Source organism: Nocardioides conyzicola, assembly GCF_039543825.1.
In the GTDB taxonomy this organism is placed as follows: domain Bacteria; phylum Actinomycetota; class Actinomycetes; order Propionibacteriales; family Nocardioidaceae; genus Nocardioides; species Nocardioides conyzicola.
In genome coordinates this window covers 123424-146873 of record NZ_BAABKM010000001.1, presented here as the reverse complement: position 1 = coordinate 146873, position 23450 = coordinate 123424, and the positions used below count along the sequence as shown (strand labels likewise).

Here is a 23450-nt window from a genome sequence, read left to right as displayed (position 1 = left end):
GGCACCGCTCACAGGCAGCGGCCGACCTTGGTGAAGTGGCGCTGCACGAGGGGTCCGATCGTCGCGATCGAGTCGGAGAAGCCCTCGGGCCGGTAGCGGCCCGGGATCAGCAGCGCGACCCGAGGACTGAAGTTGAGCTCCGTCGTGGGCACGTCGGCCGTCTGGTCGCCGTCGACGGTGGTGGCGAGCACCGAGTCGGGCACGTACCAGCCGGTCCGGCCGACCTGGACGCAGGTCGATGCGTCCGTGCGGCCGGCGGGGTCGGCGGCACCGCAGACCAGCACGATGGCGGGGTCGCCCCAGGCGGCGGCGTACGCCGTGTCGCCGGTGACCTCGCGTCGCTGCAACCCGGCGAGGGTGTCGGGCAGGTCGGCGACGAGGTCACGGCACGCCTGCGCGTCCTCCGCGGACGGTGGGGGGCCGGCCAGCTCGACGGACTGGCCGGTCGAGCAGCCCGCGAGCAGCACCAGGGCCGCGCACGCGACGACGCCCCGGGTCCGTCGGGAACCGAGGCGTCGGGAGCGAGCAGGGTCAGACACTCAGATGTGCACGACCGGGCACGTGAGCGTGCGAGTGATGCCATCGAGGTTCTGGACCTTCGAGACGACGAGCTTGCCCAGCTCGTCGACGTTGCGGGCCTCGGCGCGCACGATCACGTCGTACGGGCCGGTGACGTCCTCGGCAAGGGTCACGCCCTTGACCTGAGCAATGGCAGTGGCCACCTCAGCGGCCTTGCCGACATCGGTCTGGATCAGGATGTATGCCTGGACGACCATCGAGCTCTCCCTGGGGGTTCGAGTTCAGCAAACTGCCGTCGGCCAACCTACCGTGCGGCTGCTACGACCGCATCTGGTGGGATGGGCCTCATGTCGTTCCCACCTGATGCCACGCTCGCCGACGCGGGGGAGTTCGGCCTGATCAGCGAGCTCGTCGCCCTCTTCCCGCAGGGCGACCATGTCCTGATCGGCCCCGGGGACGACGCGGCCGTGCTGCGCGTGAAGTCGGGCCACGTGGTGGTCTCCACCGACCTGATGGTCGAGGGCCGGCACTTCCGCCGCGACTGGGCCAGCGCCGCCGACGTCGGGCACCGGGCCGCCGCGCAGAACCTCTCCGACATCAACGCGATGGGCGGTCGCGCCAGCTCGCTGACCGTCGGGCTCGCCGCCCCGGCCGACCTGCCGGTGCAGTGGGCGCTCGACTTCGCACGCGGCTTCGCCGAGGAGTGCGCCCTGGTGGGTGCCAGCGTCGTCGGCGGCGACGTGACCCGCGCGGACCAGGTCGTGATCGCGGTGACGGTGCTCGGCTCGTGCACGCAGGCCCCGGTCGTCCGCTCGGGCGCGCGGGCGGGTGACGTGCTGGCGATCTGCGGCCGCCAGGGCTGGGCGGCCGGAGGGCTCTCGGTGCTGGGCCGCGGCTTCCGCTCGCCGCGCGTGCTGGTCGAGGCCTACCGGCGCCCGGAGCCGCCGTACGACGCGGGCCGGGTCGCCGCCGAGGCAGGGGCGACGTCGATGATCGACATCTCCGACGGCCTGCTGGCCGAGGCCGGGCACCTCGCCGATGACTCGGGTGTCGCGATCGACGTCCAGGCGTCGGCGTTCGAGGTCCCCGAGCCGCTGCAGGCGGTCGGCGCCGCGCTCGGCGCCGACCCGATGCAGTTCATCCTCGGCGGCGGCGACGACCACGCCCTGCTCGCGACCTTCACCGGGCGCGCGGCGGTGCCGGACGGCTGGACGGTCATCGGCGCGGTCACCGAGGGCTCCGGAGTCACGGTCGACGGCGCGGCGTACGAGGGCCCGACCGGCTGGACGCATTTCTAGACCCGGGTCCGGGCATGCGAAAGGCCCCGACCGCGGAACGGTCGGGGCCTCTCGGGAACGCTAGATCAGCGCGAGACCTTGCCGGCCTTGAGGCAGCCGGTGCAGACGTTGAGGCGCTTGGGGGTCCCGTTGACGGTGGCCCGCACGCGCTGGATGTTGGGGTCGAAGCGGCGCTTGGTGATCTTGCGCGACCACGGCCGGTTGTTGCCGAAGCCCGGCTTCTTGGCGCAGATGTCGCAGACGGCAGCCACGAGGTACTCCTGAACGATCGAAGGTCTTGAGAACGAAGGGGCCCGCGAACGGGCAACCGCACAAGAGTATCCGACACGGCGCCGAGGCGAAAATCGTGCGAGTGGCACTAGCCTGTGGCACTCATCTCCCCGAGTCTCCCCGGGCCACGGCCCGCCATTCTCCACGATCGAGGACGCGATGATGGAAGTACCGATCGAGGGCCGCATCACCCTCGCCGTGGTGCTGCGCTTCGTCGACGTCGCCACGGACGCGCTGGCCGAGGCCCGCGAGGAGATCGACGCGCTCAACGTCTACCCGGTGCCCGACGGCGACACCGGCACCAACATGTACCTCACCGTCTCGGCCGCGCGCGACGCCGTACGCGCCCAGGTCGCGCAGGACCCCGACGTCGACCTCCGGACGGCGCTGGACACCTTCGGCCGCGGCGCGCTCCTCGGCGCGCGGGGCAACTCGGGCGTGATCCTCAGCGAGATGCTGCGGGCCATCGGACGCCGGATCTCGCAGGCGCGGCCCGACGAGCGGAGCGCCGCGGTGATGGCGGCCGCCCTGGTCTGCGCCACCGACGCGAGCTACGCCGCGGTCGGCACGCCCGTGGAGGGCACGATCCTCACCGTCAGCCGCGCGGCGAGCGAGGCGGCCGCCAAGGTGGCTGCCGACCCGGGAGCCCGTTCGCGGGACGTCTTCACCGCAGCGGCGGCCGCCGCCCGCGACGCATTGGCGCGTACGCCGGAGCTGCTGCCCGTGCTGCGCGACGCCGGTGTCGTGGACGCCGGTGGCCGTGGGCTGAGCGTGATCCTCGACGCCGCGGAGACGGTGCTGACCGGGCGCCGTCCGATGCCGGTGACCGCGCCGCTCGGCAGCCACCAGATCCCCGTGCCGATCCCGTCGCCCGCCGGCGACCTGACACCGGACGGACCGGCCTACGAGGTCATGTACCTGCTCGACGCCGAGGACGACGACATCCCGCCCCTGCGGGTGACGTTGGCAGGCCTCGGCGACTCCTTGGTGGTCGTCGGCGGCGACGGGCTCTGGAACGTCCACGTCCACGTCGACGACGTGGGCGCCGCGATCGAGGCCGGCATCGAGGCCGGGCGGCCGCACCGGGTGCGGGTCACGCACTTCGCCGAGCAGGTCGAGGCCGCCGGGAACCGGCCGTCCGCGCGCAGCGGTCGCCGCGTGATCGCGGTGGCCGCCGGCCCGGGCCTCGCGGCGCTCTTCGAGGAGGCGGGTGCGGTGGTCGTGTCCGGCGGACCCGGCCGGCGACCGTCGACGGGGCAGCTGCTGGAGGCGATCACGTCCTGCGGGGCCGCCGAGGTCATCGTGCTGCCCAACGACGCCGACTCCGTCCGGGTGGCCCAGGTCGCGGCGCGCACGGCGGAGGCCGACCTCGGCGGGTCGATCCGGGTGGCCGTGATCCCGACCCACGCGCAGGTGACGGGGCTGGCCGCGGTCGCCGTCCACGAGCCCGGGCGCGCCTTCGACCAGGACGTGCTCGAGATGACGGCGACCGCCCGGCACGCCCGCCAGGGCGCGGTCACGATCGCGGCCAAGCAGGCGATGACCATGGCCGGCCCGTGCGAGCCCGGTGACGTGCTCGGTGTCGTTGCTGGTGACTTCGCGGTCGTCGGGCAGGACCTGTACGACGTCGCGACGGCCGTGGTCGAGCGCCTGCTCGGCGGCGGTGGCGAGCTGGTCACGATCGTCGGCGGGGAGGACGACGCCGAGGGCGCGCTGGCGACCAGGTGCGCGGCGTACGTCGAGGAGCACCACCCCGCTGTCGACGTCGTGGTGTACGACGGAGGTCAGCCGCGCTACCCGCTGCTCATGTCCGCCGAGTGAAGGCCCGCTCATGATCACCCTCGACTCACCGGTCGCCACCGTCCTGGGCGACCAGAAGAAGAAGCGGGACGCCATCGTCGAGCGCCTCGGGCTGCGCACGGTGGCCGACCTCCTGCACCACTTCCCGCGGCGCTACGTGAGGACCGGCGAGCTCACCAAGGTGGACGAGCTCCACGAGGGCGAGATGCTGACCGTGAGCGGTGAGCTCGGCAGGCCCTACGTGAACACCTACCAGGACCGGCGCACCGGCCGGCCGGCGTACCGCGTCGACACCGTGGTCCGCACCGACGGCCCGGAGCTGCGGATCTCCTTCTTCGCCAAGTCCAAGGGCACCGCGGAGTGGAACGCCAACCGGCTCAAGGAGGGCCGCCGCGGCATCTTCCTGGGCAAGGTGGGGAAGTTCCGGAGCGACTGGCAGCTCACCAACCCGCAGATGGTGCTCTTCGGCGACCCGGACGAGGACGCCGCCCAGCTCTCGCTCGAGACGCTGCGGGCGTTCTACCCGATCTACCCGCTCACCAAGGGCGTGGACTCGTGGGACCTCCAGCGCGCGATCGCCTTCGCGCTCTCGGTGGTCGGCGAGGTGCCCGACGTGCTCCCGACGGTCACTCGCGAGCAGTACGACCTGCTCGACGCCCGGCGGGCGCTCGAGCTCATCCACGCGCCCGACCACTACGCCGAGATCACCGACGCGCAACGGCGCTTCCGCTTCGAGGAGGCGCTGGTCACCCAGCTGGTCCTCGCGCGCCGGCGCCGCGCCGTGCGCGAGCTCGGTGCCCAGGCGCGCACCGGCGACCAGGGGACCCTGCTGGCGGCCTTCGACGAGCGGCTGCCGTTCGAGCTGACGGCCGGCCAGCGGGAGATCGGCGCCCAGATCGAGGCGGACCTCGCCGAGCCGCACCCGATGAACCGCCTGCTCCAGGGCGAGGTCGGCTCCGGCAAGACCCTGGTCGCGCTGCGCGCGATGCTCCGGGTCGTCGACTCCGGCGGCCAGGCCGCGCTGCTGGCCCCGACCGAGGTCCTCGCCCAGCAGCACCACCGCTCGATCACCGCGATGCTCGGCGACCTCGCCGCCGGCGGGATGCTCGGCGGCGCGGCCGACGCGACCAACGTCGAGCTGCTCACCGGCTCGATGACCAAGGCGCAGCGCACGGCACCGATGTCGCGGATCGCCACGGGCGAGGCGGGCATCGTCATCGGCACCCACGCGCTGCTCGAGGAGCGCGTGATCTTCGACGACCTCGGCCTCGTCGTGGTCGACGAGCAGCACCGCTTCGGCGTCGAGCAGCGGGCCGCGCTCACCGACAAGGCCGGCACCCCGCCCCACGTGCTGGTGATGACCGCGACGCCGATCCCGCGCACGGTCGCCATGACGGTCTTCGGCGACCTCGAGGTCTCGACGCTGACCGAGCTGCCGGCCGGCCGCGCGCCGATCCAGACCAACGTCGTCCCCCTCGCCGAGCACCCCACGTGGTTCGGCCGGGTCTGGGAGCGGGTGCGCGAGGAGGTCGACAAGGGGCACCAGGCGTACGTCGTGTGCCCGCGCATCACCGGCGACGAGCAGGAGCAGGGGGAGAGCGACCAGCTCGAGCTCGACGAGGACGGCAACACGGTCACCCCCGAGCGGCCCGCCGGGGGACTGGCCGCCGTCGAGGAGGTCGCCGCGCAGCTGACGGCCGGCCCGCTCGCCGGCCTGCGGGTCGAGAAGCTCCACGGCAGGATGCCGCCCGAGGACAAGGACCGGGTGATGCGGTCCTTCGCGGCGGGCGACGTCGACGTGCTCGTGGCGACGACCGTGATCGAGGTCGGGGTCGACGTCGCCAACGCGACCGCGATGGTGCTCATCGACGCCGAGCGGTTCGGCGTCTCCCAGCTCCACCAGCTCCGCGGACGCGTCGGCCGGGGCGGCCACCCGGGGCTGTGCCTGCTCGTCTCCCGCGCCGAGCTCGGCAGCCCGGCGCGCGACCGGCTGACCGCGGTCGCCGGCACCACGGACGGCTTCGAGCTCAGCCGCGTCGACCTCGAGCAACGTCGCGAGGGAGACGTTCTCGGCAAATCCCAGTCGGGATACCGTTCGGGACTGCAGAATCTGCGGGTGCTCCGCGACGAGAAGACGATCGTGCAGGCGCGGGAGGCCGCGGTCGGTCTCCTGGACGCCGACGCCGACCTGGCGCACGCCCCCGACCTGGCCGTCGCGGTCGCGCGCCTCGAGGAGTCGGTCCAGTCCGACTTCATGGAGAAGTCATGAGGATCCCGGCATGACGCGGATCATCGGGGGAGCGGCCGGCGGACGCCGCCTCACCACCCCGCGCGGCGCGGCCACCCGTCCCACCAGCGACCGGGTCCGGGAAGCGCTGTTCTCCGCGGTCGAGTCGTGGTGCGGCTCGCTGCACGGGCTCCGCTTCCTGGACCTGTACGCCGGCTCGGGCGCCGTCGGGCTCGAGGGCTGGTCGCGCGGCGCGGGGGTGGTCACGCTCGTCGAGCAGGACCGGCGCACCGCCGCGCTGATCACCGAGAACGCCCGGGCCATCGGCTTCCCGAAGGCGACGGTCGTCGCGGGCTCGGTCGCGGGCACGCTGCGCAAGCCGCCCCACGCGCCGTACGACGTGGTGTTCCTCGACCCGCCGTACCCCCTCGCCGACGAGGACGTCGCCGCCGACCTCGCCCTGCTGGTCGAGCACGACTGGCTGGTGCCGGGGGCGCTGGTGATCGTCGAGCGGTCGGCGCGCAGCCCCGAGCCCAGGTGGCCCGAGGGGTTCGTCGACACCCGCGCGAAGAGGTACGGCGAGACCACCCTCTGGTACGCCGAGTCCGGCTCGGCGGGCCGGTAGCGACGCGGTAGCCTCCACGCCATGACCCGCGCGGTGTGCCCCGGTTCGTTCGACCCGGTGACCAACGGTCATCTGGACATCTTCAGGCGGGCCGCCGGCCTCTTCGACGAGCTGGTGGTCGCGACCGGCACCAACCAGTCGAAGTCGCGGCTCTTCGACCCGGACGAGCGGCTGGAGATGCTCCGGGCGGTGTGCGCGGACCTGCCCAACGTCACCGTGATGGGGTTCACCGGGCTGATCGTGGACTTCTGCCGCGAGATCGACGCGCAGGCGATCGTCAAGGGTCTCCGGGGCGGCAACGACTACGAGTACGAGCTGCCGATGGCCCAGATGAACTCCCACCTGACCGGCGTCGAGACCGTCTTCGTCCCGACCAACGCCGCGCTCGGCTACGTCTCGTCGAGCCTGGTCAAGGAGGTCGCCTCGCTCGGGGGCGACGTCTCCGCCCTGGTGCCGCCGTCCGTGCACGACCGACTGGTGGCCCGGCTGGCCGAGCGCTGAGGCGCCGGGTTTGGTCGCATCTGCGACCGACCGGTACGCTTCTCGCTGATCTGTTTGTGCCTGAACCGGAAGTAGAAACCTGAGCAGCCTGGACCCGAGAGCGCCGCTCGTGCTCGACACCCGCGAGCTCGGCCGCCGCCCGGGGTCCCAGCGACAGGTGACGCTTACTGTTCCGGCGCCCGCAGATCTGGGCATCGAAGTCCTCAGTGTCCCCGAAGGTTCCCAGGTCGAGCTCGACCTGCGGCTGGAGGCGGTCATGGAGGGTGTGCTGGTCACGGGCTCCGCCACGGCGGTGCTCGAGGGTGAGTGCGCACGGTGCCTGGAGCCGATCTCCGACCAGTCGGAGTTCACGTTCCAGGAGCTGTACGTCTACTCGGACCAGGACTACTCCGAGGAGGACGACGGCGCCGTCAGCAAGCTCGACAAGGACCTGCTCGACCTGGAGCCGCTGCTGCGGGACGCCGTGGTGCTCGCACTACCGTTCCAGCCGCTGTGCGAGGACGACTGTCCCGGTTTGTGCGTCGAGTGTGGCGCCCGCCTGGCGGACGACCCCGACCACGCGCACGAGGAGCCGATCGACCCGCGCTGGGCGGGGCTCACCGCCCTCCAGCCCGAGCAGGACCAGTAGCACCCGGCACGATCCCCGTACGACCTAGAATGACCACGCACGACCGGTTCGTCCGGTCCTGGTAGAGGAGAAAACAGTGGCTGTCCCGAAGCGGAAGATGTCGCGCAGCAACACGCGCCACCGTCGCTCGGCCTGGAAGGCCGTCCCGGCCAACCTGGCGACCTGCGCGAACCCCGCCTGCGGTGCCAAGCACCTCCCGCACACGGCGTGCGGTGAGTGTGGCCAGTACGGCGCGCGCGCCGACCGTCGTCAGGTCCTCTGACCGGTCCGGTCCGCTGACCAACTACGCCGCGCTGCGAGCAGCACTCGGGGACCCGGAGCTGGATCCCGAGCTGCTCGAGCGCGCGCTCACGCACCGCTCGTACGCCTACGAGAACGGCGGGCTGCCGACCAACGAGCGGCTCGAGTTCCTCGGTGACTCCGTCCTCGGCGTCGTCGTCACCGAGACCCTCTACCGCACCCACCCGGACCTCTCCGAGGGCCGGCTGGCCAAGTTGCGGGCGGCCGTGGTCAACGCCCGCGCCCTGGCCGAGGTCGGCCGCGGCATCGGCATCGGCGAGCACGTCATGCTCGGCCGTGGCGAGGAGGCGACCGGTGGCCGCGAGAAGGCGTCGATCCTCTCCGACACCGTCGAGGCCGTGATCGGCGCCGTGCACCTCAGCGGTGGTGGCTTCGAGGTCTCCGCGGTCGTCGTGCACCGCCTGTTCGACCCGCTCATCGAGGCCGCGTCCGCGATGGGCGCCGGCCTCGACTGGAAGACGTCCCTCCAGGAGCTCTCCGCCGAGCACGGGCTCGGCGTCCCCGAGTACGTCATCGCGGACGAGGGCCCCGACCACATGAAGACCTTCACCGCCCAGGTTCGCGTCGGCACCGGCCTCTACGGCAACGGCGTCGGCCGGTCGAAGAAGGAAGCCGAGCAGGCCGCCGCCGAGACGGCGTACGGCGAGATCGTCGCCGCGCTCACTCCGCAGGCCTGATCGCTCCCGGTGCCCGAGCTGCCCGAGGTCGAGGTCGTCCGCGCGGGCCTCGAGCGCCACGTCGTCGGCGCGACGATCACCCGGGTCGAGGTGCTGCACCCCCGTCCGGTGCGCCGTGACCCCCGCGGCCCGTCCGGGTTCGCCGCCGCGCTCGTCGGCCGCCGCATCGAGTCGGCCCGCCGGCGCGGCAAGTACCTCTGGCTCCCGCTCGACAGTGGCGACGCCCTCCTCGGCCACCTCGGCATGAGCGGCCAGATCCTGGTCCAGCCGCCCACGGCGCCCGACGAGCGGCACCTGCGGGTGCGCTTCGGCCTCGAGGGCTCCGACGAGGGCCGCGAGATGCGGTTCGTCGACCAGCGCATGTTCGGCGGGCTGTCGATCTCGACCGGGGGAGCCGACCTCCCCGCCGAGATCGCGCACATCGCCCGCGACCCGCTCGACCCGGAGTTCGACGACGACGCGTTCGTGCGCACCGTCCGCAAGCGGACGTCCGGCGTCAAGCGCCAGCTGCTCAACCAGAACCTCATCTCGGGCGTCGGCAACATCTACGCCGACGAGGCGCTCTGGCGCGCCCGGATCCACGGCGAGCGACCGGGGGACCGGCTCACCGCGACCCAGGCGCGCGAGCTGCTCGGCCACGCCCGCGAGGTGATGGTGTCCGCGCTCGGCCAGGGCGGCACGTCGTTCGACGCGCTCTACGTCAACGTCAACGGCGAGTCCGGCTACTTCGACCGGTCCCTGCACGCCTACGGCCGGGAGGGGGAGCCGTGCGAGCGGTGCGGTACGCCGATCCGGCGGGTCGCGTTCATGAACCGGTCGTCGTACTTCTGCCCGGTGTGCCAGCCCGCGCCACGCAGGCGCCGTACGACGGCCACCCCAGCGTCACCCGTCCCAGATTGACCGGTGGGCCCGACGGTGGGACTCTTGAAGACGGCCCGCCACCGCGAGTCACCCCCTCCATACCCCGGAAGGCTCTTTCATGGCCAAGGCGCTGATCGGCTACATGAACAGCGACCTGCGAAGCCCCGCCCTCGCCGCCGAGAACGCTCGGCTGCGTGCGCGTGTGGGTGAGCTCGAGGCGCTCGCTGGGCGTCTGTCCGAGGAGAACGACCGGCTGGCCCAGGCACACGCCGCCGCCCTCCTCGAGATCGAGACCTCGCACCTGCAGGAGATGCAGCCCGCCTGACCGGCCGGCTGTAAACCAGTCGCGACCGACCGGTCCCGACGGTAGCGTCGCGCCCTTGTGAGCCGCCTCGTCGAGATCGTCGCGCCCCGCCGGTTCGGCGCCGGGTTCCGGTGGCTGCTGGCATCGTCCTGGGTCTCCAACCTCGGCGACGGCATCGCGCTCGCCGCCGGCCCGCTCCTCGTCGCGTCGATGACGCACGACGCGATCCTGGTGGCGCTCGCGGCGCTGCTCCAGTGGCTGCCGCCGCTGGTCTTCGGGCTGTACGCCGGCGCCCTCGCCGACCGCCTGGACCGCCGGCTCATCATCGTCACCGTCGACCTGCTGCGCGCGGCGGTGCTCGTCCTGCTGACGCTGGCCGTCGCCACCGACGTGGCGTCGATCTGGCTGGTCCTGGTCGCGATGTTCCTGCTCGGCACCGCGGAGGTGTTCGCGGACAACACGTCCTCCACGCTGATGCCGATGCTGGTGCAGCGCGACGACCTCGCGCTCGCCAACGCCCGGCTGACGACCGGGTTCATCACGGTCAACCAGCTGGCCGGGCCGCCGATCGGGGCGGCCCTCTTCGCGCTGGGCCACGCGGTGCCGTTCGCGACCCAGGCGGTGGTGGTCGCGCTCGGTGCGCTGCTGGTGGCGCAGGTGGTGCTGCCGCCGCACCGCCGCGAGCGCGCCGCCGCCACCCACCTGCGGCACGACATCGCCGAGGGGTTCCGCTGGGTGCTCCACCACGCCGCCGTACGCACCCTCGTGCTGACGATCTTCGTCTTCAACATCACCTTCGGCGCCGCCTGGTCGGTCCTGGTGCTCTACGCGACCCAGCGGCTCGACATGGGTCCGATCGGCTTCGGGCTGCTCACCACCGTCTCGGCGGTCGGTGGCCTGCTCGGCACGCTGTCCTACGGCTGGATCACCCGTCGCATCACGCTCGCCGACATCATGCGGATCGGGCTGGTCTTCGAGACCGTCACGCACCTGGCGCTGGCGCTCACCACCACGCCGTGGGTGGCGATGGTGATCTTCTTCGTCTTCGGCGCGCACGCCTTCATCTGGGGCACCACGTCGCTGACCGTCCGCCAGCGGGCCGTGCCCACGGAGCTCCAGGGCAGGGTCGGCAGCGTGAACCTCGTCGGCGTGTACGGCGGCCTCGTCGTCGGGGCCGGCATCGGGGGCGTCCTGGCCCAGCACTGGGGTGTGACCGCGCCGTTCTGGTTCGCGTTCGCCGGGTCGGCGGTCTTCGTGGTGCTGATCTGGGGCCAGCTCTCCCACATCGCGCACGCCGACGAGGCGGTCACGCCCAGCGTCGGGTGAGCTCCACGGCGTCGTCGAAGAGCGCGGCCTCGGCCGGGGTCTGGTGCGGGTTGGCGCGACGGAACGCGACCGCCTCCGGCAGCTCCGCGGCGTACGGCGTGGCGACCCGGACGACGAACTCGGCGAGGAAGCCGAGGAGCACGTCGCGCAGGTCGTCGTCGGCCAGGCCGACCTGGGCGATCGTCAGCACCGTGACCGCAACGTCGAGCCCGGGCCGGCCCTCACGCGCGTTGGTCCAGTCGATCAACACCGGTCCGCCGCCCGTCATGATCACGTTGAGCGGGTGCAGGTCCAGGTGCACCAGGCACTCGCCCGGTGCGGCACCGGGCCACGGCAGCGCATGCAGGCCGCGGTGCAGGTCGGCGAGGATCGCCGCGCCCTCCTCGGCCGGCCGCGTGCCGGCGAACAGCTCGGCCCCGAGGGTCGGGCCGTCGACCCGCTCCATGACCATCTCCGGTCCCCTCACCGAGTGGACGCGGGGGAGCGGATAGCCGAGGCCGGCGAGCCGGACCATCAGCGCCCCTTCCCGCTCGCTGCTGCGCCCGTCGCGGTTGCGCCGCAGGACCAGGCCGTCGTCGTACGCGAAGACGTCCGCGTCCCGCCCGGTGCCGATCAACTCCATGGCAGGACCCTAAGGCGGACGAGACCCGCGCCCCCGGATGCCACCGATCGGGGGTGGCTCCGGGTAACGTGAGCCCCGCTGAGCTTCCCCCACGGCCGGCTGCGAGGATGCAGCGTTCGTATCAGTACCTCGATACCGATGAGCTGGGAGCCCGCGTTGTACCTGAAGAGCCTGACCCTGAAGGGGTTCAAGTCCTTCGCCTCCTCGACGACGCTCCAGCTCGAGCCCGGGATCACCTGCATCGTGGGTCCCAACGGCTCCGGCAAGTCCAACGTCGTCGACGCGCTCGCCTGGGTGATGGGTGAGCAGGGCGCCAAGTCGCTGCGCGGCGGCAAGATGGAGGACGTCATCTTCGCCGGTACGTCGGGGCGCCCGCCGCTCGGGCGCGCCGAGGTCGTCCTGACCATCGACAACTCCGACGGCGCGCTGCCGATCGAGTACTCCGAGGTCACGATCACCCGCACGATGTTCCGCAGCGGTGGGTCCGAGTACGCCATCAACGGCAGCTCGTGCCGTCTGCTCGACGTCCAGGAGCTGCTCTCCGACTCCGGCATCGGCCGCGAGATGCACGTGATCGTCGGGCAGGGACAGCTCGACACGATCCTCCACGCGACGCCCGAGGACCGCCGGGGCTTCATCGAGGAGGCGGCAGGCGTCCTCAAGCACCGCAAGCGCAAGGAGAAGGCGCTCCGCAAGCTGGACTCCACCGAGGGCAACCTGACCCGGCTCAACGACCTGCTGGTCGAGATCCGGCGCCAGCTCAAGCCGCTCGGTCGTCAGGCCGAGGTCGCGCGTCGGGCGCAGACCGTCCAGGCCGACGTCCGCGACGCCCGCGCCCGCCTGCTGGCCGACGACCTGACGACGGCCCGGATCGCGCTGCAGCAGGAGATGGCCGACGAGTCGATCCTGGTCGCGCGCCGCGAGCAGGTCGAGGCCGAAGTCGCCCGCCGCGCCGAGCAGGAGACGGCGCTGGAGGCCGCCCTGCGCGAGGACCTGCCGGCGCTAGCCCGGGCCCAGGAGGTGTGGTTCGCCCTGTCCGGGCTCCGTGAGCGTCTGCGCAGCACCCAGTCGCTGGCCGCCGAGCGGATCCGCAACGCCGCCGGCACCGCCGACGTCGAGGAGGCACGCTCCGGGCGGGACCCCGAGCAGCTCGAGGCGGAGGCCGGTCAGGTCCGCGAGCAGGAGCAGCGGATCACCGCCGAGGTGGACGCCCACCGGGTCGCGCTGGAGGAGGCCGTCACCGGCCGCCGCGCCGCCGAGGACGCCGCCGCCGAGGAGGACCGCAAGATCGCCGCGCTCCAGCGCGCCGCCGCCGACCGGCGTGAGGGCCTCGCCCGGCTGCACGGCCAGGTCAACACCCTGCGCTCGCGCGCGACCGCCGCCGACGAGGAGGTCGGCCGCCTCGGGCTGGCACGCGAGGAGGCCGTGGCCCGCGCCGACCGCGCCCAGCGCGACTTCACCTCGCTCGAGACCCGGGTCGCCGGCCTCGATGCAGGCGAGGAGGGGCTCGACGCCGAGCACGAGGCCGCCACGGCCGCGCTCGACGACGTCGAGGACCGGCTCGCCAAGGCCCGGGACGAGGCGCTCCAGGCCGACCGGGACCGCACCGGGCTCGCCGCCCGCAAGGACGCGCTCGAGCTCGGCCTCAACCGCAAGGACGGCGTCGGCGCCCTGCTGGCCGCCAGCGAGGAGATCTCCGGCCTGCTCGGGTCGGTCGCCGCGCTGGTCACCGTCCGCTCCGGCTTCGAGACCGCGATCGCCCAGGCGCTCGGCTCGGCCGCCGACGCGGTGGCCGTCGTCGACGCGGATGCGGCCGTCGGCGCGATCGCCCACCTCAAGAGCGCCGACCTCGGCCGCGCCGGGATGCTCCTCGGCGGTGGCACCGCCCCGACGCACGACCCGGCCCGCGACTGGCCGAGCCTGCCCGCAGGCGCGACGTACGCCGCCGACGTCGTCGAGTGCCCGGACACCGTCCGCGCGGCCCTGACGCGGCTGCTGTCCAAGGTCGCCGTCGTCGACGACCTCGACGCCGCCCGTGCCCTGGTGGCGTCGCTGCCCGACGTCACCGCCGTGACCCGCGAGGGTGACCTGATCGGCACCCACTTCGCGTCCGGTGGCTCCAGCTCCCAGCCGAGCCTGATCGAGATCCAGGCGGCGGTCGACGAGGCGTCGGAGCAGCTCGCCGAGGCGATCGCCTCCTCGGAGCGGCTCGGCTTCGACATGTCCCGGCTCGAGAGCGAGCGGCTCGACGCGCGCAAGCGGGTCGACGTCGCCCTCGCCAAGCTGCACGAGTCGGACGCCACCCTGGCGGCCGTCGCGGAGGAGCTCGGCCAGTACGGCTCGCAGGCGCGCGCCGCCCGCGGCGAGGCCGACCGCCTCGCCCAGGCGATCGAGAAGGCCGAGGAGGCGCGGGTCCAGGCCGTCGCCGGTCTGACCGACCTCGAGGCCCGCCTCGCGGCGGCCGAGGACGCGCCGGAGGCCGAGCCCGACACCACGGTCCGCGAGCAGCTCGCCGAGGCGGCGCGCACCGCCCGCCAGGCGGAGATGGACGCCCGCCTCGCGCTGCGGACCTCGGAGGAGCGCTCCCGTGCGCTGCACGGTCGCGCCGACTCGCTGCTGCGGGCGGCCGAGAAGGAGCGCGACGCCCGCGCGCGCGCCGCCGAGCGCCGCGAGCGGATGATCCGCGAGGGCCGTGCCGCCGAGGCGGTCGGCCTGGCGGTCGGCTACGTGCTGAGCCGCCTCGAGGTCTCCGTGCACCGGGCGGCCGAGGCCCGGACGGCGGTCGAGCAGTCCCGCAGCGGGCGCGAGCAGGAGCTCCGCGAGGTGCGTGCGGCGATGCGCGAGCTCGGCAAGGAGCACGACGAGCTGGTCAACTCGGTCCACCGCGACGAGATGGCCCGCACCCAGCAGCGGATGCGCATCGAGCAGCTCGAGGAGCGTGCGCTGGAGGAGCTCGGCCTCGACGGCGACGGACTCGTCGCCGACTACGGCCCCGACCAGCTGGTGCCCTTCAGCGGCGAGGTCGCCGAGGGCGAGGAGACGCCCGCCCCGGCGCCGTACGTCCGCGACGAGCAGGCCAAGCGGTTGCGCCTCGCGGAGCGGTCGCTGCGCGAGCTCGGCCGGGTCAACCCGCTGGCGCTCGAGGAGTTCTCGGCGATGGAGGAGCGGCACAAGTTCCTCACCGAGCAGCTCGAGGACCTGAAGCAGACCCGCAAGGACCTCCTCGACATCGTGCGCGAGGTCGACTCGCGCGTCGAGCAGGTCTTCACCGAGGCGTACGCCGACGTCAGCAGGGCCTTCGACTCGACCTTCTCGCGGTTGTTCCCGGGCGGCGAGGGCCGCTTGGTGCTGACCACGCCGGACGACATGCTCAACACCGGCATCGAGGTCGAGGCCCGTCCGGCCGGCAAGAAGGTCAAGCGGCTCTCGCTGCTGTCAGGTGGCGAGCGGTCGCTGGTCGCCGTGTGCTTCCTGGTGGCGCTCTTCAAGGCCCGCCCGTCGCCGTTCTACATCCTCGACGAGGTCGAGGCCGCGCTCGACGACACCAACCTGGGCCGCCTGCTGGAGATCTACGAGGAGCTGCGCGAGAACTCGCAGCTGCTGGTGATCACCCACCAGAAGCGGACCATGGAGGTCGGCGACGCGCTCTACGGCGTGACCATGCGCGGCGACGGCGTCTCCGCGGTGATCAGCCAGCGGCTGCGCGAAGCCGAGTCGGCCTAGTGGGCGATCGTCCCACCCGGTCCGACTACGTGGCGTGGCGGACCGTCACCACGCGCTGGCGCGACGACGACGCCTACGGCCACCTCAACAACGCGACCTACTACGAGCTCTTCGACACGGCCGTCAACGCCTACCTCTACGAGGCGACCGGCGTCGACGTACGCCGGCTGCCGCAGATCGGCGTCGTGGCCGAGACGTCGTGCCGCTACTTCCGCGAGCTCGGCTTCCCGGCACCGATCGAGACCGGCCTGGTGGTCGACAAGGTCGGCCGCTCCAGCGTGATCTACCGGATCGGCCTCTTCCAGGGCGACTCCGAGGAGGCCGCCGCCGAGGGCCGGTTCGTGCACGTGTACGTCGACAACACCGACCCGGAGCGGCCGTCGACCACGATGCCCGACGTGATCCGGGCCGCGGTGGAGCCGCTCCTCACCGGAAGGTGAGGAGCGCGGCGCCCTTCTCGAGCGGGACCCGCTCGAGGGTCAGCCGGTCGCCGTACTCGCTGCGCCAGCGCTTGACGACGTCGCGCTCCTCGGCGCGCTGGAAGTCGTCGAGGACGACGTGCGCGCCCGGTGCCAGGCGCTCGGAGAAGAGCGGCAGCGACGGGTAGCGGGACTGGGGGGAGAGGCTGCTGGGTGGGCCGTCGACGAAGAGCAGGTCCACGGCGGTCAGGTCCTCCCACGCGGCGCGGGCGTACCAGACGGCCGAGCCGTCGCCCACCTCGACGGTCTCGATCGGGGCCGTGCGCACCTCCGCGAGGTCGGCCACGCCGTGGCGCTCCAGGAGCTCGCGCGTCTGGGCGGCGTACTGCTCGAGGTGCTCGAGGGCGATCACCTTGCCGTCGATCCCGTAGCGGCGCATCGCGAGGGCGAGGCACAGGGTCGAGAGGCCGCTGCCGCACTCCACGACCAGCTGCGGCCGGTGCCGGTCGACGAGGTCGACCAGGAGGAGCAGCAGGTCGGGCGAGGCGGGCCAGCCCCGGGAGGCGGGCAGCGCGTGCTCGAAGTCGATGATCGCGTAGAGGTTCTGCAGCGCCTCGGTCTGGCGGAACGTGCGCTTGAGGTCCTGGTCGACGGCGCGGGCGACGGCGCTGGCCACCTGGGCGAGCACCTGCTCGTCCAGGGTCGCGGCGACCTTCGCGTCGGCGGGCGGCGGCGGCGGGATCGCCTTGATCACCCGGCCCGCCGCGCTCGTGATGCGAGGGGGGATCGAGACCACGAAGACCAGCCCGGCGATCGTCATCAGGCCGAGGGCCGCGAACAGCACGGCGCTCGCCGTACCGAGGTCGGACACGAGGGCGACGACGACGACGAGGGCCAACCAGCACGTGCCGGCGCCGAGCGCGAGCCAACGCATTCTCATCGGGGGATCTTCCTGTCGCTGAGGGGATGACGTCCGTCGGGGAGCGGTCACCGAGTCACCCGGGGATCGTAGGGCACGGGCGCGGCGAAGCCGGGCCTTCGGGGTCCGTGTGGCACGGTGGACGAACGGGTAGTCGTCTGACAGCCGGTTCTCTCGGGAGGTAGTGCACGTGCTCGCAGTCGTGGTCGTCATGGTCGTCATCGTCGTGATCGCGGGTCTGGTGGCGGCGTACGTCGCCTATCCCCACCGGGGTGAGCAGATGCCCGGCACGCCGTGGCTCGGGGACGCGATGGCGAAGGCGGCGGACGCCGCCCCGCTCCTCCCCGCCGAGGACGACGAGATGTACGACCTGCGCGGCGACCTCGAGGAGTCCGAGCGTCGCCACTGACGCCTCCAGCCACCGCCTCTGGTTGGATTGAGCCATGTCATTGATCGTGCTGCTCGTGCTCGCGATCGCCGTCGTGGCGGTCATCGCCGTCGCCGTCGGCGTCGGGCTCACCGTCTCGGGTCGCCGACGCAGGTCCGCTCCGCCAGCGGCCCCTGCGCCGGAGGTCGTCAGCCCGCCCCCCACCGGGGTGGAGACCCCGGTCGAGGCCGAGGCCCCGGTCGCCACGCCGACGCTCGAGCGGCCCGAGGGCACGGCCTCGCGGCTGGTGCGCCTGCGGCAGCGCCTGGCGGGCTCGCAGAGCGGCCTCGGCCGCGGCCTGCTCGCCCTGCTGTCGCGTGACCGCCTGGACGAGGACACCTGGGAGTCGATCGAGGACACCCTGCTCACCGCCGACGTCGGCGTCGCCCCGACCCAGGAGCTGGTCGACCGACTGCGCACCCGCCTCCGGGTCGAGGGAGGAGAGGACCCCCGCACCGTCCTGCGCGAGGAGCTGCTGACGCTCGTCGACGGGGGCATGGACCGTCGGCTGCAGGTCAGCGGCGCGGACGGCAAGCCCGGTGTCGTGCTGGTCGTCGGCGTCAACGGCTCCGGCAAGACCACCACGGTCGGCAAGCTCTCGCGGATCCTGGTCGCGGAGGACCACACGGTCGTGCTCGGCGCTGCCGACACCTTCCGCGCGGCCGCGGTGGAGCAGCTCGCCACCTGGGGGGAGCGGGTCGGCGTCGACGTCGTCCGCGGGCCCGAGGGCACCGATCCCGCCAGCGTCGCCTTCGACGCCGTCAGGACGGGCGTCGACGCGGGTGTCGACACCGTCATCATCGACACGGCCGGCCGCCTGCAGAACAAGGCGGGCCTGATGGACGAGCTCGGCAAGGTCAAGCGGGTGATCGAGAAGCAGGCGCCGGTCACCGAGGTGCTGCTGGTCCTCGACGCCACCACCGGTCAGAACGGTCTGATCCAGGCGCGCGTCTTCGGCGAGGTCGCCGACGTGACCGGCATCGTGCTCACCAAGCTCGACGGATCCGCCAAGGGCGGCATCGTCGTCCAGGTCCAGCGCGAGCTCGGCGTGCCCGTCAAGCTCGTCGGCCTGGGCGAGGGAGCCGACGACCTGGCTCCGTTCGAGCCCGGCGCGTTCGTCGACGCGTTGCTGGGCTGACAAACGTCGTTCGGGAACTCGTAACACCGAAGTAACAAAACGGTGCGTCTCGTTTCCTGACCGCAACACGCGACAACGCAGGTCGAAACCTCCGGCTTCGAAGGTGTCTGGCAATGGGGCGGGACCCCGGAGCCGACAGTGCGGTCGCCTCCCAGAGCCGCCCTCCCGAGATGTGATCCCTGGAGGTTCTGTGGACGGCTATTACGCCTTCATGCTGGTGGCGACAGCCCTCGTCCTGATGATGACCGTTCCCGCGCTCGCCCTGTTCTACGGCGGCATGACGCGGGCCAAGTCGGTCCTGAACATGATGATGATGTCGTACGTCGCCTTCGCGGTCGCGGCCATCGTCTTCGTGCTGTGGGGCTGGTCGATGGGCTGGGGTGGGGACGGTGCCGGCAACGGCAACGGCAAGCTGATCGCCAACCCGTTCGACATGTTCGGCCTGGACGGCGTGTCGCACATCAACTACATCTACGTGGTCTTCCAGCTGACGTTCGCCGCCATCACGGTCGCGCTCATCTCGGGAGCCATCGCCGACCGCGTCAAGCTCGTGTCCTGGGTCGTGTTCGTCCCGCTGTGGCTGACCGCCTGCTACTTCCCGATCGCCCACAACGTGTGGGGCGGCGGCTGGCTGGCCGGACAGCTCGCCAAGGGCTCGACGTTCGCCCAGGACTACGCGGGCGGCACGGTCGTCCACATCAACGCCGGTGTGGCGGGCCTCGTGCTCGCCCTGGTCATCGGCAAGCGCGTCGGCTTCATGAAGGAGCCGATGAAGCCGCACAACCTGACGCTCACCATGATCGGCGCCGGCCTCCTGTGGTTCGGCTGGTACGGCTTCAACGTCGGCTCGATCGTCTTCACCCCCGACTCGCTGGCCGACCCGGACGCGTTCTCGGCACAGTTCCAGGGTGAGACCGGCGTGACGTTCCTGAACACGACGATCGCGACCTGCGCGGCCATGCTCGCCTGGCTGGTCATCGAGCGGCTCCTGCACGGCAAGGCCACCTCGCTGGGTGCCGCCTCCGGCATCGTCGCGGGTCTCGTCGCGATCACGCCCGCCTGTGGTGCGGTCAACCTGGTCGGGGCCATCGTCGTCGGTGCCGTCGCCGGTGGCGCCTGCGCCGCCGCGGTGGGCCTGAAGTACAAGGTCGGCATGGACGACTCGCTCGACGTCGTCGGCGTCCACCTCGTCGGTGGCCTCGTCGGCACCCTGCTGATCGGCCTCGTGTCCACCAAGAGCGCTCCAGGTGGCATCGACGGCCTCTTCTACGGCGGCGGCTTCTCCTCGCTCGGCGACCAGGCCCTCGCGGCCCTCTTCACGATCGTGTGGACCGGCGTCCTGACCACGATCATCGCGTTCGCGATCAAGTTCACCATCGGCTGGCGGGTCTCCGACGAGGCCGAGGTCGAGGGCATCGACAGCGACCAGCACAGCGAGTCGGCGTACGACCTGGGCACCAGCATCAGCGGTGGCCTGCCGTCCACCGGCGTCCTGGCCGGCTCGACGGTCACGGAAGGAGTCAACGCATGAAGCTCGTGACTGCGGTGATCAAGCCGCACAAGTGGGAGGACGTGCGGGAGGCGCTCGAGACCTTCGGCGTCACCGGGATGACCGTCAGTGAGGTCAGCGGCTACGGCCGGCAGAAGGGCCACACCGAGGTCTACCGCGGCGCGGAGTACGACATCGCGCTGGTCCCGAAGATCCGCATCGAGATCGTCGTCGACGACGACGACGCCGAGGACGTGGTCGGCATCGTGGTGAAGACCGCGCAGACCGGCCGCATCGGCGACGGGAAGGTCTGGGTCAGCCCGGTCGACACGGTGGTGCGGGTCCGCACCGGTGACCGTGACTCGTCCGCGATCTGATCCCTGAGGTGCAGTCCGGCCCGGCTCCCCGGCGGGGAGCCGGGCCGGTCCCGTCCTGCCCGAGACCACAGTCCGGCATGATCGGACCACGTCCCGACCTTGAGGAGTCCTCGTGAAGCTCATCACCGCCGTCATCAAGCCCCACAAGTGGGAGGACACCCGCGCCGCGATCGAGGCGGCGGGCGTCACCGGGATGACCGTCAGCGAGGTCAGCGGCTACGGCCGGCAGAAGGGTCACACCGAGACCTACCGGGGCGCGGAGTACGACGTCGCGCTGGTCCCGAAGATCCGCATCGAGATCGTGGTCTCCGACGACGACGCCGCCCCGCTCGTGGAGGCGATCTCCTCCGCAGCCCGCACCGGCAAGATCGGTGACGGCAAGGTCTGGGTGTCTCCGATCGAGTCGGTGCAGCGTGTGCGCACCGGCGACCAGGGCGAGGCAGCCCTCTGAGCGCATCCGACCGCACGCGCCGAGCCGACGAGGCCGACGCGCTCTGCGCCGAGGCCTACCGCGACAGCGGCGGCCCGGAGTCCGGGGCCGCGCTGGTCGCCGTCGGCGGCTACGGACGACGCGAGCTGGCTCCCTACTCCGACCTCGACGTCGTCCTGGTCTCGGACGACGGGGTCGACGTCCGGGCGGTCGCCGAGAAGGTCTGGTACCCGCTGTGGGACTCCGGCGCCCGGCTCGACCACTCGGTGCGCACGATGAGCGAGATGGTGAGTGCCGCCGACGCCGACCTGAAGGTCGCGCTCGGTCTGCTCGACGTACGCCACCTGGCCGGCGACCCCCACCTCACCCTGCGGCTGCGCACGACGATGCTCGCCAGCTGGCGCCGGACCGCCAAGGAGCGGCTGCCCGCCCTGCAGGCCATGGTCCGCGCCCGGCACGAGTCGGTCGGCGAGGTCGCCCACCTCTCGGTGCCCGACATCAAGGAGGCCGAGGGCGGCCTCCGCGACGCGACCGTCCTCAAGGCCCTGGTCGCGACCTGGATGGTCGACGTGCCGCACGTGGAGCTCGAGCGGGTGCGCCTGACCATGCTCGACGTGCGCGACGCGCTGCAGGACACCGCGGGCCGGCCGACCGACCGGATCAACCCCGAGCAGTGGAGCGACCTCGGGCACGCGCTGGGGCTGACCGACGCACGCGAGGCCCAGATCCACGTGCGCGAGCTCGGTCGCCGCATCACCCACCTCTCGCACCTGACCTGGCGCCGGGTCGACGCCGCGCTGGCGCGGCCGGCCCCCAACCAGCGCGCGCGGCGCCCCGAGCTGACCCCGCTGGCACCCGGCGTCGCGCTCTCCAACGGTGAGGTCGTGCTGGACCGGTCCGCCCGACCGGCCGAGGACCCCGTCCTCCTGCTGCGAGCGGCGGCGGCGGCAGCCGAGCACGACGTGGTCCTGGCTCCCGCGACCGCGGCCCGGCTGGCCCGCGAGGGCGTCCCGCTGCCGACTCCGTGGCCCGCCGAGGCACGGCAGCTGCTGGTGCGGCTCCTCGCCTCGGGCCGCGGCCTGCTGGCCGTCTGGGAGACGCTCGAGGAGACCGGCGCCATGAGCCGGGCGCTCCCCGAGTGGGACCGGATCCGGATGCTGCCGCACGCGTCGGCGATCCACCGGTTCACCGTGGACCGGCACGTCGTCGAGACCTGCATCGAGGCGTCCGCCCTGATCCGCCACGTGGCCCGGCCCGACGTGCTCATGGTCGCGGCGCTGCTCCACGACATCGGCAAGGGGAGCCTGACCGAGCACAGCGTGGCCGGCGAGCCGATCGCCCGCGAGGTCGCCACCCGGATGGGCTTCGCGCCGGACGCGGTCGACCTGATCGCGCGGCTGGTGCGGTGGCACCTCGTGCTCGCCGAGACCGCCACCACCCGCGACCCCGACGACCCCGCCACCGTCGAGCTCATCACCGACCGCGTCGGGTCCGTGGAGGCGCTGGACCTGCTGCTCGCGCTGTCCGAGGCCGACGCGAAGGCGGCCTCACCGAAGGCCTGGTCCGCCTGGCGGTCCGGCCTGATCAACGACCTGGCGCGGCGCGCGCGGGCCGCCCTGGACTCCGGGGTGGCGCTGCCGCCGATCGTCACCGACGACGTCCAGATCCCCAAGGAGGTACGCCGCGGCTCGGCGGCGATCACCGTCGAGCACGACGAGGACGGCACCCGCGTCACGGTCATCGCACCCGACCGGGTCGGCCTGCTGGCCGACTTCGCGGCCATGTTCGCGCTGCAGCGCATCCCCGTGCGCGCCGCGCGCGCCTGGGCGCAGGAGCAGTACGGCGTCTCCGTCTGGGAGGTCGGCGTGCCCGACCTCGACGCGGCCGTGCTGCGGCAACGGTACGAAGCGGTCGTCGCCGGCCGGGTCGAGGCCTCCAAGCGGCTCCGCCGGGCGTCCGCGACCGACGCGCTCGAGCCGACCGTCGCCGTACGTCCGGAGGCGTCGCAGCAGGCGACGGTCCTCGAGGTCCGGACCGGCGACCGGCCGGGGGTCGTCTACCTGGCCTGCGCGGCGCTGGCCGACCTCGACATCGCCGTCCGGTCGGCCCACGTCGACACCCTGGGACCGCAGGCGGTGGACGTCTTCTACCTGCAGGAGGCGCACGCCGGGGTGCTCAGCGACCAGCGTGCGGCCGAGGCCGCGCACGCCGTACGGGCCGCTCTCACTGCGGCGGCCGGGGGATCTTGACGGTCCCGCGGCGCAGGTCGACCTTCCACACCGGGTGGTCCTCGTCCTCGTCGGGAGTCGGTAGCACCTCGGTCTGGTTCGCCTTGTCGTCGATCTCCTCGCGGGCCCGTCCCGCACCGGGGTCGAACATGCCCAGGCCGGAGCCGATCCCGGCGCCCACGGCGCCCGCGGCCGGGTCGGGGTGGGCCACCATGTTGGTGCCGATCCACACGATGACGCCGAGCAGCAGCACCGATGCGACGCAGATCGCCAGGATGACCATGCCGCCAGCGTACGGCGTACCAGGGCGTCCCGGTTAGGCTTGGCACCTCTCATCGACCG

General features: G+C 72.6%; 25 protein-coding genes. 19 read left to right on the top strand and 6 right to left on the bottom strand.

Annotated features, from left to right (window positions below; genetic code table 11):
* Nucleotides 1-8 precede the first annotated feature (8 nt).
* A complete protein-coding gene (locus tag ABEA34_RS00735) occupies nt 9-539 on the bottom strand; it encodes a DUF3515 family protein (RefSeq protein WP_345518246.1) in 531 nt (176 codons plus the stop codon).
* Nucleotides 540-776 carry an Lrp/AsnC family transcriptional regulator gene (locus ABEA34_RS00730; protein WP_028645383.1) on the bottom strand — a complete coding sequence of 79 codons (237 nt, stop codon included), beginning with the start codon at nt 774-776 and terminating at the stop codon, nt 540-542.
* Between the two features lie 90 nt (nt 777-866).
* Here ABEA34_RS00730 and ABEA34_RS00725 point away from each other — a divergent pair, with 90 nt between their 5' ends.
* On the top strand, nt 867-1817 hold the full coding sequence (locus ABEA34_RS00725; RefSeq protein ID WP_345518238.1) for a thiamine-phosphate kinase: 951 nt from the start codon (nt 867-869) through the stop codon (nt 1815-1817).
* A 65-nt stretch (nt 1818-1882) separates the two neighbouring features.
* Here the strand turns inward: ABEA34_RS00725 and rpmB are convergent, their stop codons facing one another.
* Nucleotides 1883-2068: a 50S ribosomal protein L28 gene (gene rpmB, locus ABEA34_RS00720; RefSeq protein ID WP_028645381.1), complete on the bottom strand. Its 186-nt coding sequence runs from the start codon at nt 2066-2068 to the stop codon at nt 1883-1885.
* Between the two features lie 181 nt (nt 2069-2249).
* Here rpmB and ABEA34_RS00715 point away from each other — a divergent pair, with 181 nt between their 5' ends.
* The 10 genes from ABEA34_RS00715 to ABEA34_RS00670 all read left to right on the top strand — a co-directional run bounded on the left by ABEA34_RS00715 (nt 2250) and on the right by ABEA34_RS00670 (nt 11336).
* Nucleotides 2250-3908, top strand: a complete 1659-nt coding sequence (locus ABEA34_RS00715) for a DAK2 domain-containing protein (protein ID WP_345518231.1) — start codon at nt 2250-2252, stop codon at nt 3906-3908.
* 10 nt (nt 3909-3918) lie between these two features.
* Nucleotides 3919-6156, top strand: coding sequence for an ATP-dependent DNA helicase RecG (locus tag ABEA34_RS00710; protein ID WP_345518229.1), 2238 nt, complete (start codon nt 3919-3921; stop codon nt 6154-6156).
* A gap of 10 nt (nt 6157-6166) precedes the next feature.
* A complete protein-coding gene (gene rsmD, locus ABEA34_RS00705) occupies nt 6167-6739 on the top strand; it encodes a 16S rRNA (guanine(966)-N(2))-methyltransferase RsmD (RefSeq protein WP_345518227.1) in 573 nt (190 codons plus the stop codon).
* A gap of 21 nt (nt 6740-6760) precedes the next feature.
* The gene (gene coaD / locus ABEA34_RS00700) at nt 6761-7240 is read left to right on the top strand and encodes a pantetheine-phosphate adenylyltransferase (RefSeq protein WP_345518225.1); all 480 of its coding nucleotides are present in this window, start codon (nt 6761-6763) and stop codon (nt 7238-7240) included.
* A gap of 256 nt (nt 7241-7496) precedes the next feature.
* A complete protein-coding gene (locus ABEA34_RS00695; RefSeq protein WP_345518223.1) occupies nt 7497-7868 on the top strand; it encodes a YceD family protein in 372 nt (123 codons plus the stop codon).
* A 76-nt stretch (nt 7869-7944) separates the two neighbouring features.
* Nucleotides 7945-8130 carry a 50S ribosomal protein L32 gene (gene rpmF, locus ABEA34_RS00690; protein WP_028645375.1) on the top strand — a complete coding sequence of 62 codons (186 nt, stop codon included), beginning with the start codon at nt 7945-7947 and terminating at the stop codon, nt 8128-8130.
* Complete coding sequence (gene rnc / locus ABEA34_RS00685) at nt 8081-8845, top strand: ribonuclease III (protein WP_345518220.1); 765 nt, start codon at nt 8081-8083, stop codon at nt 8843-8845. Before rpmF ends, rnc begins: the two co-directional genes overlap by 50 nt.
* A gap of 9 nt (nt 8846-8854) precedes the next feature.
* Nucleotides 8855-9745 (top strand): bifunctional DNA-formamidopyrimidine glycosylase/DNA-(apurinic or apyrimidinic site) lyase, encoded by an 891-nt coding sequence (mutM, locus tag ABEA34_RS00680; RefSeq protein ID WP_345518217.1) that lies wholly within the window; start codon nt 8855-8857, stop codon nt 9743-9745.
* A gap of 79 nt (nt 9746-9824) precedes the next feature.
* Nucleotides 9825-10031 (top strand): hypothetical protein, encoded by a 207-nt coding sequence (locus ABEA34_RS00675; RefSeq protein WP_056149229.1) that lies wholly within the window; start codon nt 9825-9827, stop codon nt 10029-10031.
* 57 nt (nt 10032-10088) lie between these two features.
* Complete coding sequence (locus tag ABEA34_RS00670) at nt 10089-11336, top strand: MFS transporter (protein ID WP_345518210.1); 1248 nt, start codon at nt 10089-10091, stop codon at nt 11334-11336.
* Here ABEA34_RS00670 and ABEA34_RS00665 read toward each other — a convergent pair.
* Nucleotides 11317-11958, bottom strand: a complete 642-nt coding sequence (locus ABEA34_RS00665) for a phosphotransferase (RefSeq protein ID WP_345518209.1) — start codon at nt 11956-11958, stop codon at nt 11317-11319. The two genes, ABEA34_RS00670 and ABEA34_RS00665, sit on opposite strands and share 20 nt — an antisense overlap.
* A gap of 156 nt (nt 11959-12114) precedes the next feature.
* Here ABEA34_RS00665 and smc point away from each other — a divergent pair, with 156 nt between their 5' ends.
* Nucleotides 12115-15681, top strand: a complete 3567-nt coding sequence (smc, locus tag ABEA34_RS00660; RefSeq protein WP_425576849.1) for a chromosome segregation protein SMC — start codon at nt 12115-12117, stop codon at nt 15679-15681.
* Nucleotides 15681-16121, top strand: a complete 441-nt coding sequence (locus ABEA34_RS00655; RefSeq protein ID WP_345518205.1) for an acyl-CoA thioesterase — start codon at nt 15681-15683, stop codon at nt 16119-16121. Before smc ends, ABEA34_RS00655 begins: the two co-directional genes overlap by 1 nt.
* On the opposite strand, the gene ABEA34_RS00650 is transcribed toward ABEA34_RS00655, so the two are convergent.
* Complete coding sequence (locus ABEA34_RS00650; RefSeq protein WP_345518203.1) at nt 16108-17040, bottom strand: O-methyltransferase; 933 nt, start codon at nt 17038-17040, stop codon at nt 16108-16110. The genes ABEA34_RS00655 and ABEA34_RS00650 overlap by 14 nt on opposite strands.
* Before the next feature lie 169 nt (nt 17041-17209).
* Here ABEA34_RS00650 and ABEA34_RS00645 point away from each other — a divergent pair, with 169 nt between their 5' ends.
* From ABEA34_RS00645 to ABEA34_RS00620, 6 genes are all read left to right on the top strand, one after another.
* Nucleotides 17210-17428, top strand: coding sequence for a hypothetical protein (locus ABEA34_RS00645; protein WP_345518201.1), 219 nt, complete (start codon nt 17210-17212; stop codon nt 17426-17428).
* A 34-nt stretch (nt 17429-17462) separates the two neighbouring features.
* Complete coding sequence (ftsY, locus tag ABEA34_RS00640; RefSeq protein ID WP_345518199.1) at nt 17463-18584, top strand: signal recognition particle-docking protein FtsY; 1122 nt, start codon at nt 17463-17465, stop codon at nt 18582-18584.
* 190 nt (nt 18585-18774) lie between these two features.
* Entirely contained in the window at nt 18775-20115 is a 1341-nt protein-coding gene (locus ABEA34_RS00635) for an ammonium transporter (protein WP_345518197.1), read from the top strand.
* A complete protein-coding gene (locus ABEA34_RS00630; RefSeq protein WP_028645366.1) occupies nt 20112-20450 on the top strand; it encodes a P-II family nitrogen regulator in 339 nt (112 codons plus the stop codon). Before ABEA34_RS00635 ends, ABEA34_RS00630 begins: the two co-directional genes overlap by 4 nt.
* Nucleotides 20451-20562: 112 nt before the next feature.
* A complete protein-coding gene (locus ABEA34_RS00625) occupies nt 20563-20901 on the top strand; it encodes a P-II family nitrogen regulator (protein ID WP_345518192.1) in 339 nt (112 codons plus the stop codon).
* Nucleotides 20835-23129 (top strand): [protein-PII] uridylyltransferase, encoded by a 2295-nt coding sequence (locus tag ABEA34_RS00620; protein WP_345519103.1) that lies wholly within the window; start codon nt 20835-20837, stop codon nt 23127-23129. The genes ABEA34_RS00625 and ABEA34_RS00620 overlap by 67 nt, the downstream gene beginning before the upstream one ends.
* On the opposite strand, the gene ABEA34_RS00615 is transcribed toward ABEA34_RS00620, so the two are convergent.
* Nucleotides 23104-23391, bottom strand: a complete 288-nt coding sequence (locus ABEA34_RS00615) for a hypothetical protein (protein ID WP_345518190.1) — start codon at nt 23389-23391, stop codon at nt 23104-23106. The two genes, ABEA34_RS00620 and ABEA34_RS00615, sit on opposite strands and share 26 nt — an antisense overlap.
* Nucleotides 23392-23450: the final 59 nt, after the last annotated feature.

Coding starts and splice junctions, on each gene's coding strand:
- ABEA34_RS00675 (WP_056149229.1), top strand. CDS start 9,825: ATGGCCAAGGCGCTGATCGGCTACATGAACAGCGACCTGCGAAGCCCC.
- ABEA34_RS00630 (WP_028645366.1), top strand. CDS start 20,112: ATGAAGCTCGTGACTGCGGTGATCAAGCCGCACAAGTGGGAGGACGTG.
- ABEA34_RS00715 (WP_345518231.1), top strand. CDS start 2,250: ATGGAAGTACCGATCGAGGGCCGCATCACCCTCGCCGTGGTGCTGCGC.
- ABEA34_RS00725 (WP_345518238.1), top strand. CDS start 867: ATGTCGTTCCCACCTGATGCCACGCTCGCCGACGCGGGGGAGTTCGGC.
- ABEA34_RS00730 (WP_028645383.1), bottom strand. CDS start 776: ATGGTCGTCCAGGCATACATCCTGATCCAGACCGATGTCGGCAAGGCC.
- ABEA34_RS00695 (WP_345518223.1), top strand. CDS start 7,497: ATGGAGGGTGTGCTGGTCACGGGCTCCGCCACGGCGGTGCTCGAGGGT.
- coaD (WP_345518225.1), top strand. CDS start 6,761: ATGACCCGCGCGGTGTGCCCCGGTTCGTTCGACCCGGTGACCAACGGT.
- ftsY (WP_345518199.1), top strand. CDS start 17,463: ATGTCATTGATCGTGCTGCTCGTGCTCGCGATCGCCGTCGTGGCGGTC.
- rsmD (WP_345518227.1), top strand. CDS start 6,167: ATGACGCGGATCATCGGGGGAGCGGCCGGCGGACGCCGCCTCACCACC.
- ABEA34_RS00665 (WP_345518209.1), bottom strand. CDS start 11,958: ATGGAGTTGATCGGCACCGGGCGGGACGCGGACGTCTTCGCGTACGAC.
- ABEA34_RS00650 (WP_345518203.1), bottom strand. CDS start 17,040: ATGAGAATGCGTTGGCTCGCGCTCGGCGCCGGCACGTGCTGGTTGGCC.
- ABEA34_RS00710 (WP_345518229.1), top strand. CDS start 3,919: ATGATCACCCTCGACTCACCGGTCGCCACCGTCCTGGGCGACCAGAAG.
- ABEA34_RS00615 (WP_345518190.1), bottom strand. CDS start 23,391: ATGGTCATCCTGGCGATCTGCGTCGCATCGGTGCTGCTGCTCGGCGTC.